The 17,794-nt window shown below is 63.7% G+C and carries 16 protein-coding genes; 10 read left to right on the forward strand and 6 right to left on the reverse strand.

Annotation, left to right across the window (positions count from 1 at the left end; genetic code table 11):
• Positions 1-8 precede the first annotated feature (8 nt).
• Positions 9-863, reverse strand: coding sequence for an undecaprenyl-diphosphate phosphatase (locus IP93_RS03355; RefSeq protein WP_144811984.1), 855 nt, complete (start codon positions 861-863; stop codon positions 9-11).
• Between the two features lie 240 nt (positions 864-1,103).
• On the opposite strand from IP93_RS03355, the gene glnA reads away from it, so the two are divergent.
• The 5 genes from glnA (at position 1,104) to IP93_RS03380 (ending at position 6,038) form a co-directional block, all read left to right on the forward strand.
• Positions 1,104-2,513, forward strand: a complete 1,410-nt coding sequence (gene glnA, locus IP93_RS03360) for a type I glutamate--ammonia ligase (protein ID WP_144811987.1) — start codon at positions 1,104-1,106, stop codon at positions 2,511-2,513.
• 400 nt (positions 2,514-2,913) lie between these two features.
• A complete protein-coding gene (locus tag IP93_RS03365) occupies positions 2,914-3,636 on the forward strand; it encodes a TorF family putative porin (protein ID WP_144811988.1) in 723 nt (240 codons plus the stop codon).
• A 47-nt stretch (positions 3,637-3,683) separates the two neighbouring features.
• The gene (locus IP93_RS03370; RefSeq protein WP_144811990.1) at positions 3,684-4,022 is read left to right on the forward strand and encodes a P-II family nitrogen regulator; all 339 of its coding nucleotides are present in this window, start codon (positions 3,684-3,686) and stop codon (positions 4,020-4,022) included.
• Between the two features lie 17 nt (positions 4,023-4,039).
• Positions 4,040-5,458 carry an ammonium transporter gene (locus IP93_RS03375; RefSeq protein ID WP_425480017.1) on the forward strand — a complete coding sequence of 473 codons (1,419 nt, stop codon included), beginning with the start codon at positions 4,040-4,042 and terminating at the stop codon, positions 5,456-5,458.
• Positions 5,459-5,621: 163 nt separating this feature from the next.
• On the forward strand, positions 5,622-6,038 hold the full coding sequence (locus IP93_RS03380; protein ID WP_144811993.1) for a hypothetical protein: 417 nt from the start codon (positions 5,622-5,624) through the stop codon (positions 6,036-6,038).
• A 21-nt stretch (positions 6,039-6,059) separates the two neighbouring features.
• On the opposite strand, the gene IP93_RS03385 is transcribed toward IP93_RS03380, so the two are convergent.
• The 3 genes from IP93_RS03385 to IP93_RS03395 all read right to left on the reverse strand — a co-directional run bounded on the left by IP93_RS03385 (position 6,060) and on the right by IP93_RS03395 (position 8,795).
• Positions 6,060-6,626: an NADPH-dependent FMN reductase gene (locus IP93_RS03385; protein ID WP_144811994.1), complete on the reverse strand. Its 567-nt coding sequence runs from the start codon at positions 6,624-6,626 to the stop codon at positions 6,060-6,062.
• Positions 6,627-6,728: 102 nt separating this feature from the next.
• Positions 6,729-8,153: an amino acid permease gene (locus IP93_RS03390; protein WP_144811997.1), complete on the reverse strand. Its 1,425-nt coding sequence runs from the start codon at positions 8,151-8,153 to the stop codon at positions 6,729-6,731.
• 129 nt (positions 8,154-8,282) lie between these two features.
• Positions 8,283-8,795: a YybH family protein gene (locus IP93_RS03395; protein ID WP_144811998.1), complete on the reverse strand. Its 513-nt coding sequence runs from the start codon at positions 8,793-8,795 to the stop codon at positions 8,283-8,285.
• Positions 8,796-8,999: 204 nt separating this feature from the next.
• Between IP93_RS03395 and IP93_RS03400 the strand changes: the two genes are divergently transcribed.
• From IP93_RS03400 to IP93_RS03420, 5 genes are all read left to right on the forward strand, one after another.
• Entirely contained in the window at positions 9,000-9,260 is a 261-nt protein-coding gene (locus tag IP93_RS03400) for a DUF2249 domain-containing protein (RefSeq protein ID WP_144812001.1), read from the forward strand.
• A gap of 99 nt (positions 9,261-9,359) precedes the next feature.
• Entirely contained in the window at positions 9,360-11,489 is a 2,130-nt protein-coding gene (locus tag IP93_RS03405) for a GGDEF domain-containing protein (RefSeq protein ID WP_144812003.1), read from the forward strand.
• A 320-nt stretch (positions 11,490-11,809) separates the two neighbouring features.
• The gene (locus IP93_RS16065; protein WP_084087489.1) at positions 11,810-12,004 is read left to right on the forward strand and encodes an MbcA/ParS/Xre antitoxin family protein; all 195 of its coding nucleotides are present in this window, start codon (positions 11,810-11,812) and stop codon (positions 12,002-12,004) included.
• Between the two features lie 1,054 nt (positions 12,005-13,058).
• The gene (locus tag IP93_RS03415) at positions 13,059-13,724 is read left to right on the forward strand and encodes a hypothetical protein (protein ID WP_144812005.1); all 666 of its coding nucleotides are present in this window, start codon (positions 13,059-13,061) and stop codon (positions 13,722-13,724) included.
• Positions 13,725-13,810: 86 nt separating this feature from the next.
• Positions 13,811-15,142, forward strand: coding sequence for a nucleotidyl transferase AbiEii/AbiGii toxin family protein (locus IP93_RS03420; RefSeq protein WP_158636261.1), 1,332 nt, complete (start codon positions 13,811-13,813; stop codon positions 15,140-15,142).
• Between the two features lie 336 nt (positions 15,143-15,478).
• Here IP93_RS03420 and IP93_RS03425 read toward each other — a convergent pair whose 3' ends face one another.
• Together IP93_RS03425 and IP93_RS03430 are read right to left on the reverse strand one after the other, a co-directional pair.
• A complete protein-coding gene (locus IP93_RS03425) occupies positions 15,479-16,462 on the reverse strand; it encodes a hypothetical protein (RefSeq protein ID WP_144812011.1) in 984 nt (327 codons plus the stop codon).
• Positions 16,463-16,502: 40 nt separating this feature from the next.
• Positions 16,503-17,729: a hypothetical protein gene (locus IP93_RS03430; RefSeq protein ID WP_144812013.1), complete on the reverse strand. Its 1,227-nt coding sequence runs from the start codon at positions 17,727-17,729 to the stop codon at positions 16,503-16,505.
• Positions 17,730-17,794 lie beyond the last annotated feature (65 nt).

Below are 17,794 nucleotides of genomic sequence, written 5' to 3' on the forward strand. Positions count from 1 at the left end.
CGGTCGGATCAGTCCCCGGCCGGGACCAACGCCAGCAGTGCCACGCCCAGCACCACCCGGTATACCGCGAACGCGGTGAAGCGGCGCGACTGGATGTAGTGCAGCAGCCACTTCACCGCCACGAACGCGGTCACCGCGGACGCCACGAACGCCACGCCCAGCGCGGTCCAGTTTTCCTGGCCGATGCCGCCAGCGCGCGCCATCGACAGCAGTTCGTAGCCGGTGGCGGCGAACATGGTGGGAATGCCGACCACGAACGCGAACTCGGTGGCCGCCACGCGGCTGGTGGTGCCCGCCAGCAGGGCGACGAAGATGGTCGCCGCCGAGCGCGAGGTGCCCGGGAATACCCCGGCGACCACCTGTGCCACGCCCACCAGCAAGGCCGTGGTCCAGGCAATGTCGGTGCGCTCGCCCTCGCGTTCGGCGCGTCGGGCGGCGAGCTGTTCGGCCAGCACCATCCAGGCCGCGCCGATGATCAGCGCCCACGCGATGGGTTGCACGGTGTGGGGCAGTTGCCAGCCCAGCGCCTTGACCAGCACGCCACCGACCGCAGTCACGGCGAATGCGGCCAGCAGCTTGAAGGCGTAATCGCGCGATTGCGCCGGCGTGGCGGTCACGCCCAGCGGATCGTACGGCGCCGGGGCGTCATGGCCGAGGAACGCCACCAGCATGCCCCACAGCCGCTTCCAGTAGATCACCACCACGGCGAGGATCGCGCCGGCCTGGATGGCGATGTTGAACAGGTCGCTGCGGTGGCCAAGCCAGTGCTGGGCGATGAGCAGGTGGCCGGTGCTGGAGATCGGCAGGAACTCGGTGATGCCTTCGATGATGCCAAGCAACAGCGCGGCGAGCAGGTCGGTCATGCGGCTGGGTGCGGAAACGGGTGCGCCAGCATAGCCGATGGCCCGTTGCGGCCGCCGATGCACGATAATGGTGCAAATACGATTTTTCGCACAGTCATGGTGCAATTTCTCATTGTTGGCTTGCCCTACACCATGAAAATCAGTGTCTTGCGCGATGATCATGGCTGGCACACAACTTGCTTTGTCTACGCTGAGCCGCCCCCGCGGCCCTGACATCCCAATCCCAGCCGAGGCCACCCCATGTCGTTCGAACACGTCGAAAAGCTGATCAAGGACCACAAGGTCGAATTCATCGACCTGCGTTTCACCGACATGCGCGGTGTGTGGCACCACGTGACCTTCCCCAAGTCGGTGGTGGAACCGGGCCTGTTCGAGGACGGCAAGATGTTCGACGGCAGCTCGATCGGCGGCTGGCGCGGCATCCACCAGTCCGACATGGTGCTGCTGCCCGACGCCGGCAGCGCGTTCCTGGACCCGTTCACCGCCGACCCGACGCTGGTGCTGACCTGCGACGTGCTCGACCCGACCACCATGCAGGCCTACGAGCGCGACCCGCGCGGCATCGCCAAGCGCGCCGAGGCGTTCCTCAAGTCCAGCGGCATCGCCGAGCAGGCGTTCTTCGGCCCGGAGCCGGAGTTCTTCATCTTCGACAGCGTGCGCTACGCCAACGACATGGGCCACACCTTCTTCCACGTGGATTCGGAAGAGGCGGCGTGGAACTCGGGCCGTGAATACGAAGGCGGCAACACCGGCTACCGTCCGGGCGTGAAGGGCGGCTACTTCCCCGTCGCCCCGCTGGACACGCTGCACGACATCCGCGCCGAGATGTGCAAGACGCTCGAGGCCATCGGCATCGAAGTGGAAGTGCACCACCACGAAGTGGCCAACGCCGGCCAGTGCGAGATCGGCACCAAGTTCAGCTCGCTGACCCGCAAGGCCGACGAGTTGCAGATGATGAAGTACGTCATCAAGAACGTCGGCTACCGCAACGGCAAGACCGTGACCTTCATGCCCAAGCCGCTGGTCGGCGACAACGGCAGCGGCATGCACGTGCACCAGTCGCTGGCCAGGGGCGGCGTGAACCTGTTCAGCGGCGACGGCTACGGCGGCCTGAGCCAGATGGCGCTGTGGTACATCGGCGGCGTGTTCAAGCATGCTCGCGCGATCAATGCGTTTGCCAACTCGGCCACCAACTCGTACAAGCGCCTGGTGCCGGGCTACGAGGCGCCGGTGATGCTGGCCTACTCGGCCTCCAACCGCTCGGCGTCGTGCCGCATCCCGTACGTGTCCAACCCGAAGGCGCGCCGCATCGAGTTCCGCTTCCCGGATCCGGTCAACTCCGGCTACCTGACCTTCGCCGCGCTGATGATGGCCGGCCTGGACGGCATCCGTAACCAGATCGATCCGGGTGCGCCGAGCGACAAGGACCTGTACGACCTGCCGCCGGAAGAAGAGAAGAACATCCCGACCGTGTGCCACTCGCTGGACCAGGCGCTGGACGCGCTGGACAAGGACCGCGAGTTCCTCACCGCCGGTGGCGTGTTCACCAACGACTTCATCGATGCCTACATCGGGCTGAAGATGAAGGAAGTGACCCAGTTCCGCGCCGCGGTGCACCCGCTGGAATACCAGCTGTACTACACGATCTGACGCGAGTTCCGCCGCGCCTCCACGCGGGGCGCGGCGCGGCAGGATGCCGCTCGCCGTAGCGACACCGGCACCGCTTCACCCAGCACCACACAACAGGCTGCAATCCCGGCGCGACCTGCCCGAGCAGGCGCGTACGGGCGCGGCGCGGGGCGACTCGTGCCGGAAAACGCGACAAGCCACACCGAGTGCATAACCAGGGAGGGCCTTTCGAGGAGCCTGGTTCATGAAGTCTCGCAACACGACGTTCACTAACGCGACATCCAGCAGCACGGCATTCCGTTGCATGCAGTGTTGTTCCACTTCCGCCGCGCGCGTCGCCCGTGGTGTTCGCCCTAGCGGCCTCGGCGACGCGCCGGATCGACGGGGCAACTGCCCTGCCGCGCGCGCGATGGCGGGTGTGATGGCCTTGGCGATGATGGGATTCGCACCCGCACATGCCGGCGTCATCGGCTCGGTGACCTTGGCCAGTGACTACATCTTCCGCGGCGTATCGCAGACCAACGGCGATCCGGCCGTGCAGGCGGGCGTGGAATACGCCGCCGACAGCGGCGTCTACGCTGGCGCCTGGGGCAGCAACGTCAGCTGGCTGTCGGACTACGGCGCCACTGGCCTCGCCGTTTCCAACAGCCTGGAGCTGGACGTCTGCGCCGGCTATCGCGGCAAGCTGGGCGAACGCGTCAGCTACGACGTCGGCGCGCTGTACTACGGCTATCCGGGCGACTATCCCGCCGGCTTCAACCGTCCCGACACCGGCGAGGTCTACGCCGGCCTGACCGTGGCCGCCACCGACGCGTTGTCGCTGGGCGCCAAGTATTCCCATGCGGTCACCGACCTGTTCGGCTACGTCGACTCCGACGGCAGCGGCTACCTCGACGTGAACGCCACCTACGCGCTCGGCGGCGGTTGGACGCTGGTCGCGCACGGCGGCGAGCAGTGGATCGAAGGCAACGAGGCGTACGAGTACGCCGACTGGAAGCTGGGCGTGAGCAAGGCCTTCGACAACGGCTTCTCGCTGGGCCTGGCCTATACCGACACCGATGCCGACGAGGCGCTCTACACCAACGGCTATGGCCACGACATCGCCGGCAGCGCCGTGGCGCTGTCGGTCAGCAAGGGGTTCTGACGCATGCGCATTCGCAATCACGCATTCCATTGCCAAGGGGACAAGCGATGAAACTCATCACCGCCATCATCCGGCCGTTCAAGCTCGACGAGGTGCGCGAGGCGCTCGCCGAAGTGGGCGTGTCCGGCATCACCGTGACCGAAGTCAAAGGCTTTGGTCGACAAAAGGGACACACCGAGCTGTACCGCGGCGCCGAGTACGTCGTCGACTTCCTGCCCAAGCTCAAGCTGGAGTGCGCGGTCGCCGACACGATGCTCGACGCGGCACTGGAAGCGGTGCAGAACGCCGCCAGGAGCGGCAAGGTCGGCGACGGCAAGATCTTCGTCACCTCCATCGAACGCACGATCCGCATCCGCACGGGCGAGATCGACGAAGACGCGCTGTGAACCGGGGGACACGAACCATGATGAGCAATGACCTGGGCCGGCGCGCGCTGGCCGTGACCGCCCCGACGGGCAACCGGTTGACCAACCGTCTGGCACACGCTGTCTGGGGAGCGGCGGTGCTGGGTGCGCTGGCGGCATCGCTGCCGGCGCATGCGCAGGATGCCGCGGGGGTGGCGCAGGCCGCCACCTCCGCGGCCGCGCCGGTGGTGGAGAAGGGCGACGTGGCGTGGATGCTGACCTCCACGCTGCTGGTGTTGATGATGGTGGTACCGGGCCTGGCGCTGTTCTACGGCGGCCTGGTGCGCAGCAAGAACGTGCTGTCGGTGCTGATGCAGGTGCTGACCGTGTTCTCGCTGATCGTGCTGCTGTGGGTGGCGTACGGCTACTCGCTGGCGTTCGCTGGCGGCAACGCGTTCATCGGCACGCTGGACCGGGTGTTCCTGCTGGGCATCACCAAGGACTCGCTGGCGGCGACGTTCACCGCGGGGGTGTCGATCCCCGAGTACGTGTTCGTGGCGTTCCAGGCCACGTTCGCCGGCATCACCGGGGCGCTGATCGTTGGTGCGTTCGCCGAGCGCATCAAGTTCCGCGCGGTGCTGCTGTTCTCGGTGCTGTGGTTCACCTTCGCCTACCTGCCGATCGCGCACATGGTGTGGTACGCGCCGGATGGCTTCCTGTTCGCGAAGGGTGCGATTGATTTCGCCGGCGGCACGGTGGTGCACATCAATGCCGGCATCGCCGGCCTGGTGGGTGCGTACTTCGTAGGCCCGCGCACCGGCTACGGGCGTGACGCGATCAAGCCGCACAACGTGACCTTCACCATGGTCGGCGCGTCGCTGCTGTGGGTGGGCTGGTTCGGCTTCAACGCCGGCTCCAACCTCGAGGCGACCTCGGGCGCGGCGCTGGCCTTCATCAACACGCTGGTGGCCACCGCCGCCGCGGCGATCGCGTGGACGCTGGTGGAAGCGGTGCACAAGGGCAAGCCGTCGATGCTCGGCGGTGCCTCGGGCGTGGTCGCGGGCCTGGTCGGCATCACCCCGGCGTGCGGCACCGTCGGGCCGCTGGGCGCGATCGCCATCGGTGCGATCGCGGGCATCGCCGGCGTGTGGGGCGTGACCGGGCTCAAGCGCCTGCTGCGCGCGGACGATTCGCTGGACGTGTTCGGCGTGCACGGCGTGGGCGGCATCGTCGGCGCCCTGTTGACCGGCGTGTTCACCGCGCCGTCACTGGGCGGCACCGGCGCGGCCGATTTCTCCATCGCACACCAGGTCGGCGTACAGGCGCTGGGTGTCTGCATCACCGTGGCGTGGTCGGGCGTGGTGTCGCTGCTCGCGTTCGGCATCGTCAAGCTGCTGGTGGGCCTGCGTGTGCCGGAAGAGGCCGAGCGCGAGGGCCTGGACATCACCTCGCACGGCGAGGTCGCCTACGAAAGTTGACCGTGCCATGACAAGGCAATGAAGACGGGCTTACCCTCCCCCCGTTTTCGCACTTCGGGCCCGGTTTCCGGGCCCTCTTTTTCTGGCGACTGGAATTCCACGGAGGGTGTCGACACCCCGGTCGCGATGGGGATGCCGGTGAATTTCCAGTATCCGTGGCCGGTTGCTGGCGCTTTACACGTGGTGCAACCCCGATGCCATGGAAACTCCTGATGGCGCGGAAAAAGAGTTCAGCGTGACCACCGTTCTCCAGTTCGACCAACATCGTCGGCGCGCGGCAGACCCCGACGCCACCCCGGTCTCCGTCACCGCGTTCGGGTTCTGCGTCGGCCCCACGTTCGTGGCATGGCAGGCGGTGTCGACCATCCACGCTGGTCGCGTGCACGGCATGCCGTGCGACGACGTCGTGCTGGAGTTTGCCGCGCATGGCAAGAACTTGCCGGTGCGCGCCTCACAGCCGGGCTTTGCGGCGTTGGAGGCTGCCATGGTTGACGCCTTTCCGGACACGGCGGGTTGGCGTGAGGCGCTGCAGGCATCGCTGCGTCCGCGCGGGCGCATGCTGCTCTATTGCCGGCCGTGAGCCACTCCTGCGCCGCGGAGCCTAGCTTGTCGCCTTGTGCGCCGCGACGAATGCCGCGAACCCGCTGACGAAGGCCGCCAGCTGGCGTTGCACGAGGTCGTTGACCAGCGTGCCTTCGGCATCGAAGGCCTCGTGCGCGCGTGACACCATCAGCCGTCCGCCGGTCCAGTGCTGCGCGCCCAGCGTACGCAGCACGGGCAGCCAGGCGTTCTGCGAGAGGATGGTGCCGAAGCCGCCGGGTGAGGCCCCCAGCACGGCCACCGGCCGCCCGCCGAACAGCGCCGGGATCTCGCCGGCCGGGCGCGACAGCCAGTCGATCGCGTTCTTGAACACCCCGGGGATGCCGTTGTTGTACTCGGGCGTGACCAGCAGCAGGCCGTCACAGGCCAGCACGCGCGCCTTCAACGCCTGTACCGCCTGCGGAATGCCGTCACGCGCCTCGACGTCGCCGTCGTACAGGGGAATGCCGTGCAGCGTGGCGATATCCAGGGTGACGCCATCGCCGGTTGCGTGCTGCGCGGCGCGCAGCAGTGCGGTGTTGTAGGACTTGCTGCGCAGGCTGCCGGAAATGCCGAGAAGGCGGGTCATGGACGACTCCAGGGAGGGGGTGATGTCAGGCGCCGTCACGCCGCCCGATGCGGGCAGACGGCAGGATGGCCCGATCGTACGGGATGGCCCGTGAGTTGCCGATCACGCGGCGTTGCCGCGTGCCGCGACAGTCGCGCGTCGATGCTGCGCCCACCTGCACACCCCGGCAATCGCCAGCGTCAGCACCACCGTCGACAACAGTTGGGTGCGCGAGGCTGGCGACAGCAGGGTCAAGGCGAAGATCAGTGCGAGGATGCCCAGCCCGGCCAGGGTCAGCTGCGGAAACCCGGCCATGCGGAATGGCAGTGCCGTGCCCGCGCGGTCGGCACGGCGGCGCAACACCCACTGCGAGGCCAGCGTGATCGTCCACACCATCAGGCAGGTGGAACCGACCAGGTTGAGCAGTGCCGGCAACACCTTGCCCGGCCAGCGCAGTTCCAGCGCCGTCGTGAGAAAGCCGAAGGCCACGCTCGCCACCACCGCCGCCACCGGCACGCGGCGTGCGCTCAACCGGGCCAGCGCGCGCGGCGCCTCACCGCGTTGCGCCAACGAGTAGATCATCCGCGAGGCGCCATAGAGGTTGGCATTGAGCGCCGACAGCAACGCCACCACCGCCACCAGGGTGATCGCCGCGGCCGCGCCGGGGATGCGCGCCACGTCCAGCACCGCCGCGAACGGCGACTTCAGCGCCTCGCTGGTCCACGGCACCACCGCGATGATCACCGCCAGCGAGCCGAGATAGAACACCAGGATGCGCCATGCCACCGTGCGGATCGCCCGCGCCAGGCTGCGCCCCGGGTGTTCGGATTCGGCTGCCGCAATAGCCACGATCTCGGTGCCGCCGAAGGCGAACACCACCACCAGCAGCGCCGCGCCGATGCCGGCCCAGCCGTTGGGCGCAAAGCCACCATGCGCGGTGAAATGGGACCAGCCCGGTGACGCCACGTCCGGCAGCCAGTCCAGCAGCAAGGCGATGCCGATGCCGATGAAGGCCAGGATCGCCACCACCTTGACGATGGCGAACCAGAACTCGAACTCGCCGAAGTTGCGCACACCCAGCAGGTTGATCGCGGTGAACACCAGCATGAACCCCAGCGACAGCCACGGCACCGGCAACGCGGGCCACAGCGTGGCCAGCAGGCCCGCCGCGCCCACCGACTCGGCGGCGACGACGATCACCACCTGCAGCCACCACAGCCAGCCCACCGTGGCGCCAGCCACCGGGCCGAAGGCATCGGCGGCATACACCGAGAACGCGCCGCTGGCCGGCCGCGCGGCGGCCATTTCGCCCAGCGCATGCATCACGATGATCACCAGCGCGCCAGCGATCAGGTACGACACCAGCACTGCCGGCCCCGCGGCCTGGATGCCCACGCCCGAGCCGAGGAACAGACCCGCCCCAATGGCCGTGCCCAGCCCCATCATGATCAGTTGGCGCGGCTTGAGCGCGTGCTGCAGCGGGGCGCCCGCAGGGTCGGTCGAGGACTGGCCGCTCAGGCCGGGTGCGGTCGGGTCGAGGTGGGACATCGGTTGGAAGGACGCTTTATGGCGGATGGCGGGAAGGGCGTCACCTTACCGCGTCGACCACGGCCGCTGGGCGTCCGCCCGCGCCTGCGCCCATGCCATGCGGTGGCGCGGCGCCGCACGCGACCGGGGTCAGGGCGCTTTCGGCGCACATACCGGACTGCCCTTGTCGAAAACCACCTTCCACACGCCCGGCGCCTCGCGTCGCCAGATCGAGTTGAAGCGGGCGATGACCGTGCCGGTCGCATCGCGCACCGGTCCGGTGCTCAGCGCCAGCGTACCCGATGCCAGCACCTGCACCTGGTCGGGTTCCCACGAGAATGGGGGTGTCGGGCCCGCATACAGCCGCGCCCAGGATGCCGCCACCGCAGCGCGCCCGCGGGCGGCCTGCTCGCCGGAGAAGAACACCGCTTCGTCGGCGAGGAACCGCGCGAAGGCCGCGTGGTCGCGGTCCGCCATGGTCCGTGCGAAGGCGCGTTCGGCGGCCAACACCTCGGCTTGCGCGACCAGCAGCGCATCGCCTTCGGCCGCGGGCGCGGTTGCCGCCAACAGGACGGGTTCGCCGGAATCAGGGGAAGCCGACACGGGCAAGGCGAGTGTCGCGGCGAGGAGCGGCGGCAGGAACAGCGGGGCGCGGCGGACCATGGTGGCGGTTGGGAAGTGGAGAAGCGGCCAATACACGCCAATGCGGCGGCGCGGGCACGTCCCAAAGGTCGGGGTGCCTTCCTGTACCGTCACGGCGCCGGATGCGGCAAGCGCCCGCCAAAGGCGTCTGGCTGACCTGGGTCAGCGCGCGCTCGCCCGGAGGGTCGTAGCGTGGCGATTCCACCGCTTCTTCCGCATACCGCCATGTCCAACTGCAGCAGCGCCACCCCCAACCCCGAAACCGCCCACCTGTTCGACGCCCGCGGCGTGGCCCGCCGCTTCCGCCATTCCGCCATCTTCGGCGCACTGGGGGCCCTGTATCCGGGCGAGACCATGCGCTTCGTCAACGATCACGATCCGATCCCACTGCTGGGCCAGTTGCAGGAGAAGTTTGGCGATGCGCTCAGCATCACTTACCGCCAGCGCGAGCCGGGGGCGGTGGTGATCGATTTCACCGTGGTGTGACACCAGTCATGGATCGCATGCCCTTGGCGGATTGGGCGCCAGCGCTGCCGATACAATAGTACGCAGACCACGGCAGGATTTCGGTTCGTGGAAGGCGGCATGGGCAAACGGCGAAGCACACTCGCGTGGGGCATCTGGGTGCTGATGGTGGCTTGGCCGCTGTCGGCGGTGGGTGCCGAGCCCGCGATCCGGACGCTCCGCGATCCCCTGGAGTTGCGTGCATTGGGCGAGCCCCGGGCCGTGTTGCAGGAACTGCACGCGGCGTTGGCCGAGGCCAACCAGCACAACGACCGGCACCGCCGTGCCCTGTTACTGCTGGCCCGTGCCAACGCCTGCCGGGTGATCGCCGACTGGGATTGCCAGCGCATTGCAGGAACCGAAGTGCAGGCCATCGCACGCGGCCTCGATGACCCGTTGCTGGAAGTTCGCGGTCTGATCAACGAGGCGCTGGCGGACGTTGCGCAACGACAGTACAGCCACGCCGGGCAGAGGCTCGGGCAGGCCGAGCTGGTGCTGAAACGGCAGCCGGTGGACGTGCTGTATGCGGATATCCAGCTGGGTTTCTCGGCGATGAGCGCAGCCTCGGGCAAGCATGCGATGGCCGCCCGTTACGCCGAACGCGGATTGGCGGCACTCGGCGCCGGGCAGGTTTCGCCGATACGGGCGCGCTTGCTGCGCAACCTGGCGCAGGCGCAGATGGGACTGGACCAGTGGAGCGCGGCGCGCACGACCCTGGTACAGGCGCGACGGGCGGTGGAGGCAGTCAAGGATCCCAAGCTGGAGGCGGAACTGGCGCTGGCTTGGGCGCGTCTGGCGCGCACCAGTGGGCTCGTCGCTCAGCAGCGCGAGGAAGGCGAGCGCGTCCTCGCCATCGCTACGACCCTGGAAAACGCCCAGTTGGAAGCGATGGGCCGCGAGGTGCTCGGCAACGCGGCGGCCGATGCGGGTGACAGCGTGGCGGCAGCGCGTGAGTATGCTCGAGCCGCGGCGCTGTTCCGCCAATTGGACCTGCTGCGCGAGGAGCAGCGGCTGTTGCGTCAGCTGATCTCGGTCCAGGCCAGGTCTGGCGTACCCTCCGCGCTGCGCGAGGACGCTTTCGCGCGTTTCCTGGCCGTGGATGAAGCGGTGGAATTTGCCGATCGCGCGCAGGCCCTGGATGAATTCGAAGCGCAGCTGAAGTACGCCCAACAGGCGAAGGACGTTGCCAGGCTCGCACACGAGACCGAAGTCGCGCAGCATCGCGCGACCGCCCTGGCCGAACGCAACCGCCTGATCGTGGGGCTGCAGATCCTGACCGCGGTGGTCCTGATGCTGATGCTGGGCTCGTACCGGCAGGCACGCCAGCGCAACCGACGCCTGCGCGAGGCGCTGGACACCGTGCGCGAGCGTGAGGCGCAGACTTCGGGGCTGATGCGCGTTACCCGCGGCTGCGTGCTGCTGCACGACGTCGCGGGGCGGATCATCCTCGCCAACCCGGCCGCCGCCGAGGCGTTCGGCGCGGACAGCGTGGAGGCGATGCGGGGGCAGTCGTTGCAGGCCCTTCTGCCAGGGGGCGTGGCGGAAACCGTGGACGCCTACCTGGCGAAGGTGCGCAGCGAGGGAACCGGCGAGGGCGTGCTCGGGGTGCCGGTCGCGGCGGGTGGCAACCGCTACTGGCAATGTGCCAGCAGTTACGTCGAGCCCGCCGATGCCACGCCCTACATCGTTACCCAGGCGGTGGAGGTGACCTTGCACAACCTCGAACTGGAAGCATTGCGCGAGCAAGGGTTGCGCGACGCGCTGACCGGCGCCTACAACCGTCGCGAACTGGAGCGGTTCGAGCAGCGCCATGCCGATGGCGCCAGCTGGGCGGTGATCGCCTTCGACCTGGACGAGTTCAAGCAGATCAACGACCGGCAGGGCCACGAATTCGGCGACGCGGTGCTGAAGGCGACGGTGCGATTCCTCGCCGACCGGGTGCGGGCCGATGACGTGGTGGTGCGGATGGGCGGCGACGAGTTCGTGGTCCTGTTGCCGCACAGCGGCGCCGCGGCGCTGGAGCGCATTGTCGAACGCTTGCGCGAGGATGCCCGGCAGGCACCGTGCAGTTACTCGATGGGCAGTGCCCTGCGCGAAAACGGTGAGTCGCTGGTGGCGACGCTGGCGCGTGCCGACGCGGCGATGTACATCGGCAAGCGGGCGTTGGGCATGTCGCAGCGCAGTCAGACGGTACTGATCAGACAACCATAGGCCGAACCGGGAGCCAAGCATAGTTGCTACGCCGAACGCTCAGAAATGGCAGGACATTGATTGGGTGAACAGCCATAACGAGCGCAAAGTGTTTCAAATCAAGGGCATAAACCCCGAATCTCCCGTCGCCAAACAATCAAAGTGGGTGTCACTGAGTCCACGAGGCGAAGTACCAGCACGAGCACCACATGCGACTTGTCTAGGCGTAGAGTCATTCGTGCACCGTTCGCACGGTCCTGAATGCAGCCTAGAGATAAACAGGAGACGCCGACGTGAGGCATGCGAAGCCCCTGGGTTCAGATCTAGCCGACGCAAAGAGGATGCTCCGGGACGCCATCGCCGCGCAGGGAGGACCTTCAGTCGATTACGACGTCGACGCGTGGGTTGAAGAGTGGATCTTGCGGCCGCAGCCGGCATTGGGAGGCGTCTGTCCCTCAACTCTTCTGCAGACAGAGGAAGGGTTGGACCGCGTTCGTCGCCTACTCGGTGCAATTATTAGCGGCGCGTTTCAATAGTATTTCGTTCTGCATGAAGCCTAGGGCAGGTCCTAGAATGATCGCGCTGAACGGTGCATGGGAAAGGGCCATTTAGTGTGCGGCCAAAGTGGACGGCGGGCCCTGCCTGGCCTGCTCACGAACTTAAACACCTTGGCTGGTACTCATAACCGTACCGTCGGGAAGTGGGGATTGGTAATCTGATCCCGTAAAAGCTTGGGAGGCGAAATGGCTGAGAAGCACACGAACAACTTAGATGGATCAGTCTCGTCGGGCACGTCAGTTGACCCCCCGCAGGTCGGGTTGACGGAGGAGATACCAGAGTTCACTCCAGAACAGTGGGCATGGATCAAGGCTGAGTCGGCTCGTTACGAGCGAGGCTACAAGCCAACATCTTCGTTGATCGAAGGGCTTTAGGAACCTACCTCTTCTAGCGAGCACGCTCCTCCTGACTCAAAGCGTTCAGTGCCGGCCAAGCCGCGAGCTTAGCGGATCGCGCACGAGCGCAGAGCAGTGCGGCACGGCTTGGTCGAGCGCGTCGTAAAGCGCGCCGGCACGTCGTCCCCGCACGATCGATCTCTGAGCTTCGTAAGCGGGCCTGAGCTCAAGGCGACAGCACCTCGTATCAACCGGTGGGGCGCGGAAAGGATTGGTCCAACAAACTTGCAGTTCAGTACTGTGATCCGGTCGAGAAGGTACGAGTGATCATGCCTCGATGTGAAGTACTGAATCGACCTTTGTTCCTTAGGTGCCAGATGTTCGACTGTGGCCGCTAAGGACCTGGGCGCTTCCCGACCCGAAGCGGACACGAACATTCGAACTGCCTCTCCCGGTCAACTTATACGCGCAGTTATTGGCCGGACCCAGTCAATCTAAGATCGCCAGGGCAAGTCCATGCCCATTACGCGCTGTCGCGCGTGGTGGGCGACGCTCCACAATGTCCGCCGTGGACAAGCCGTACAGTTGGGTCCCTTGCATCCGGGTTCCCGCTAGTAGATGGTTCGTCACACGGGGGTGTGACACCTAGGATTTCTATGTCGAAGACGACACGAGTAGTCGCCATGAAGGGGGGAGAATGATCGAGAAGGTGCGCGTATCACTGTGGGACATCTTTACGTTCTTCATGACTGGCCTACTAGCCTCGGCGGCGACCACCGCATTTGTGGTGTACGTAGGACCGTGGACCGCTGGGGACCTCTTGTCTGGTCTATCGAAGGTTCCGGCCTCGATTACACTCGTCGTCGCCCCCTTGGTATTCACGCTACTCGGTATGCTGATTGAGCCACTGGCGAACTACGTTGATAGGTACATTCTCAAGTACGTGCTTGGCTGGGCAACAACCCCGAAAGCGCGTACGCGCGAAGCGGAGGAGAATCTGCTCAAAGAGGAAATCCGCGCGCGCTATCTCGGGGATCTGGGTGGGAAGATTGATAATCCATACCAGCTTTGCAAGGACTACGTTGAGCACAAGCAACTCAGCACAACTTTTATGGTGTTCCTTGCCCGATACGGTTTTTACCGCAACTGTGCTTTCATTTCTGTTGCTGCAGGCGTCGCCGCTGCGCTGATATCTACTACAGCGTGTGGGGCTATCTCGTCCCTGATCATTTCCCTTGTTGCAACGGTCATTTTTCGCAGGAGGGCTGAAGAGTTCTACAGCTATCAGGCTCCGGCCATCTATCGTGCATTCCTGCTAGACAAAGTCGCCTGGAAGATCCAAGAGCGGGAGGGTGCGACTTGATTGGGCGCGGGGAGATAGATGCCGCTGCAGAGAGTATGGGCGTCCACGTTGCGCATGTACAACGCGATTACGTCTTTGGTTGGCTGTTGAAGTCCATCTCAGAGGATGCATACCTTGGGCGTCTTCTGACGCTTAAAGGAGCAACGTGCTTCAGAAAAATATATCTCCCCGAATCAAGATATTCGGACGATCTAGATTTTTCTTCCGCAAGCGTGATTGATGAGCGCGCTTTTGCAGAGGCATTGAACAGATGTTGTTCAACCATTGAGGGTGTCACAGCGGTCCATTTCAATGTTGAGCGGACCAGCGTTGGGCTGCATCGCACGGTCGTTGGGCGCGACGAGGTCGTTAAAGAAGTTTACAGGGCGCGCCTGTTCTTCTCGGACTTCTACGGGAACGATGAAGAACTATCAATTGCTGTCCAAATGGATGTTTCTACGCTAGACACCCCGGTGCTGGCCTCCAAGTCGCTCCCCATCATCCACCCGTATTCCGACAGGGGTCTTTGTGCGGCGTCAATTCAATGTTTGGCCGTAGAAGAGTTGCTTGCAGCAAAACTCAAATGCCTTCTCCAGCGACGGCATGTCTTGGATCTTTTTGATATGGCATACGCCCACCTCTGGCGCAACGAGTTGGGCGTAGATCGAAGCAAGATTGTGTCTGCCTTTCTAAGGAAGACCATATTCGAGCGTAGCCCGGGTGCGGCACGGGAGATCCTGCTCGCTGTGCCAACTGACGGCCTTGAGGAAGACTGGCGAGACCGTCTGGTATGTCCAGCCGATAGCCGTTTCGATTTAAGGTCCGCTTCTGAGCGCCTGGCCGGCTTCGTCAGTGAGATCTTCGCCGGAACCGAAACCCGCGACGTAGAGACGGAAGCATTCTTCCCCGCTGCACTAAGGTTTCCGATACTCAGAGCAGGATCGGAACGGCGACTGATACGTCTAAATTACGACGGCACCTCTCGATTGGTGGAGCCGTATGCTCTTCTGTTCAAGAAGCCAGAAAATGCGCCTTCGAGAGAGTACTTCTACGCTTGGAATCTTCAAGGAGGAAGCAGTCCTCCAGGTTGGAGAAGCTTTCTTGGGCACAAGGTTCTAGGGCTAGAGCTGACCGATGTCGAGTTCGAGCCGCGGGTGGAGATCCAGCTTTATAAAGCAGCAGAGGCTTCCCGGGTCTCGAACTTCAGGCGGGAAAGTGGAAGGAATTCTGCTATTCGTTCCGCGATCACAAAACAGCCACGGCCCGTACGGCGGTTGAGCTCGAAGCCGTGGCCTTCATTCAAGGCATCCGAGTTCGTACTGCAATGTCCTTACTGCCAGAAGAAGTTCAAGAGAACGTCGCGCGATAGCACGCTGAGACCGCATAAGGCCCCCGGAGGCTACGTGTGTGGCGGGCGGCGCGGCACCTTCATAACCTGAGTTCCTTCCGCATATGCGCAGGGCTTTGTTCCCCCTTCGGTGCTGACGAGAATTCCTTGGGGCCTAGCAACGGCGACTACCCATGAATGGCGATGGGCGACGCGAACGGTAAGAGGAGCTCAGTCGATACGCAGACGAGAACCTTCGGCCGCTGTATCAGATGATTTACAGCCTCGCTGCTACCCTTCGGGAGGTTGGCGCCGCTGCAGTGCGAACCATTCTCCAAAAGCAAAACGGACACTTCTTCATCCCCGCCACCGTCAACACTGCCTTCGCTGTCGAACTGCTGTCCTACAGGGAGCTAGTCTGAAACTTCGACACGCAGCGGAGCGAAGGCTATGTCGTCCCGAGAACAGTACGGCACGCGTCACGAACTCGATAAAGGGTTTGGATATGTGGGGCGGCGCCAATCAAGAGGGCAGCGAGTTTCTCGTAGGTATTAGGGACGGCGGCCTTTACGCCGAAGTGGATGGTGTTCCGCGAATCTCGCACAGCGTCGCTCCATACCTGAACAAGGCGAAGGTCCTTTAAACGCACTTCGCAAGCCTTAGCAACGGGGCCGAACAAATCTTGGTGATCGTAGATCGCCAGCACTGCCTCGATCTTCTTCATTGTGCCGGCCATAGGATCCAGAAGTACGTCTCGCTGCCTTGAATACCTGCCCTCGTCTGCATTGGGAATGACGTCTACTAATGCTTCCCCAAGTTCAAGCCAAGCGCCCTCCGACGCTTTTCCCAGCATCGCGAAGGAAGCTGTGTAGAGTTCAGAGCGAAAGCATTTAACGGCTTCGCGAAACGCGCCAACAACATCGCCATGCATGGTGTCGACGCCGATGGTGCGGAGATACAAGTCTGGCTCGCTCAAGAACAGATCCTCCCCATTCTCGAGCGACGGGGCGCGGCGAACCAAGTTTGGAATCGGCAGCTTCGTGGCATCGAATCGCCAGCTAGACGACTCGCCGCCGCTGCCGGGTATTACTGTTGTCCATTGAACTGGTATTGCGTCTTCACCTGTGAGGTTGGCGCTGAGCGGTAACAAATAGCCCGAGTGGATCAGAGACCAAATTGCCTCTTTTCCTGCGAGAATCCACGAGAGCGCCTCAGCAGCGGCGGAAACTTGTCCTGCGGTGTCTGTCTTAGCATGCACGATCACCGGCCGTGGTAACTCAGCTGCATTCGCCTGTAACAGCTCTTCGACTAGCCTATCGCTAGAATTGTTTGTGCGTGCAAGGTTCAAGATTATTCCCTTGGCGATCGTCACGCGTTGCGGAGTAACTGAGATTCGCCTCTCGATTTCTGAGCGAGCTTCGTCTGGAGTCATGGGTAGGATCCTGGCGGTACTCAGGGGGAGGAGAAGCCAATCAATCAGGCCTGCTGTGCATCCAACATCGCAGCTGCAGCTGGTGGGACAGTACATGCGCAACCGCGCGATACACGTGCTCGTTGTAATCCAAAGACTGGCGGGATGGCCAGTCTTTCGGAACACTGATGTGTGCGCGACCATCGTAGGGTCCGGATGCAAGGTCGCTATTGAGCATGTATTGAACCAAGGGGTGAGTTACATCGCTGGTTGCGACATGCGCGTATCCGCAATACCCCTCATCCTTGGGATACATCTCGATGTACGCTTTCGCGGCGGATCGACCGGCATGAGTGGCCGCCGCAAAAGCAGTCGCAATCACTTGGCCGGCGTCGGGCGGCGGACTGCTTATTACGATAGGCGTAACCAGGTCGGCGTCTTCAAGGCCCTCGATTGTTTGTGCATCCAAGTTGCCGTTCTTCTCTACCGCTTCTATTACTTCCTGCAGAACGATAATTCTGCTATTCGCGATCACGGCTCTATCAAACGGAGTGCTGTAGTTGTTGTATCCAGCAAGGTAGTAGCCCGTCAGTAGCGATTGAATCTCGGTGGCCTCTTCCTTGCTCCACACAATGATGCAAAGTTTGCTGAAGTGCGCGCCTTCGCTTCTTCCCTTTAGCAACGGAAGGCCTGGGATCGGGCTGTAGCAGCCCTGTCCGTCCATTGACCATACGAACTCTTCATCTTTATCACGTACTCGCCAGCGCCATTCACGCTCGTGACTCCAATCGATCCAGTGGTCGCCACTCGGGCTGTACGCGACATATCTGTACTGTTCAGACCTGGGAAGGATGTGCTCGTGGAATATGCGGTGGTACGCATCGTTGTGCACGTATGTCACGTCTTCAGATGCAAGGCCATAGATGGCGGGCCGTCCTCCGGCGGCATAGAACTCCGCCTTCAAAAAGGCAATGCCGTATGCCGATACATTCTTTTGGTTAGACTGTTGTCTTGCATATAGAGCAAACGAGTAGAGCGGCATTTCTGTCGCACATACAACAGGTTGACCACCGTAGACAGTGGTTCTTCCCCTACGAAACGAGCGGCCGGGGATGAGTCCACCTAGGCGAATTATCGTCTGGAGGACGGCGAAAGCGCTTGCGTCCGGTTCAAGCTCGCCAACGACATTACTATCGCCATAATCCTCACCATCCCAAAATGGAAAGTCTTGGCTAGGGATGCGATCCCGAACAAAGTGGATTAGCCAAGCTGTATGGTCGCGACGCATGGGTGGCAGGTGATATTGAAAAGGTGACCAATTGTAGTGGGCTTTAGCCAAATGTAAGGGGCTTC

The organism is Aerolutibacter ruishenii, from assembly GCF_007830115.1.
Taxonomy (GTDB): domain Bacteria; phylum Pseudomonadota; class Gammaproteobacteria; order Xanthomonadales; family Xanthomonadaceae; genus Aerolutibacter; species Aerolutibacter ruishenii.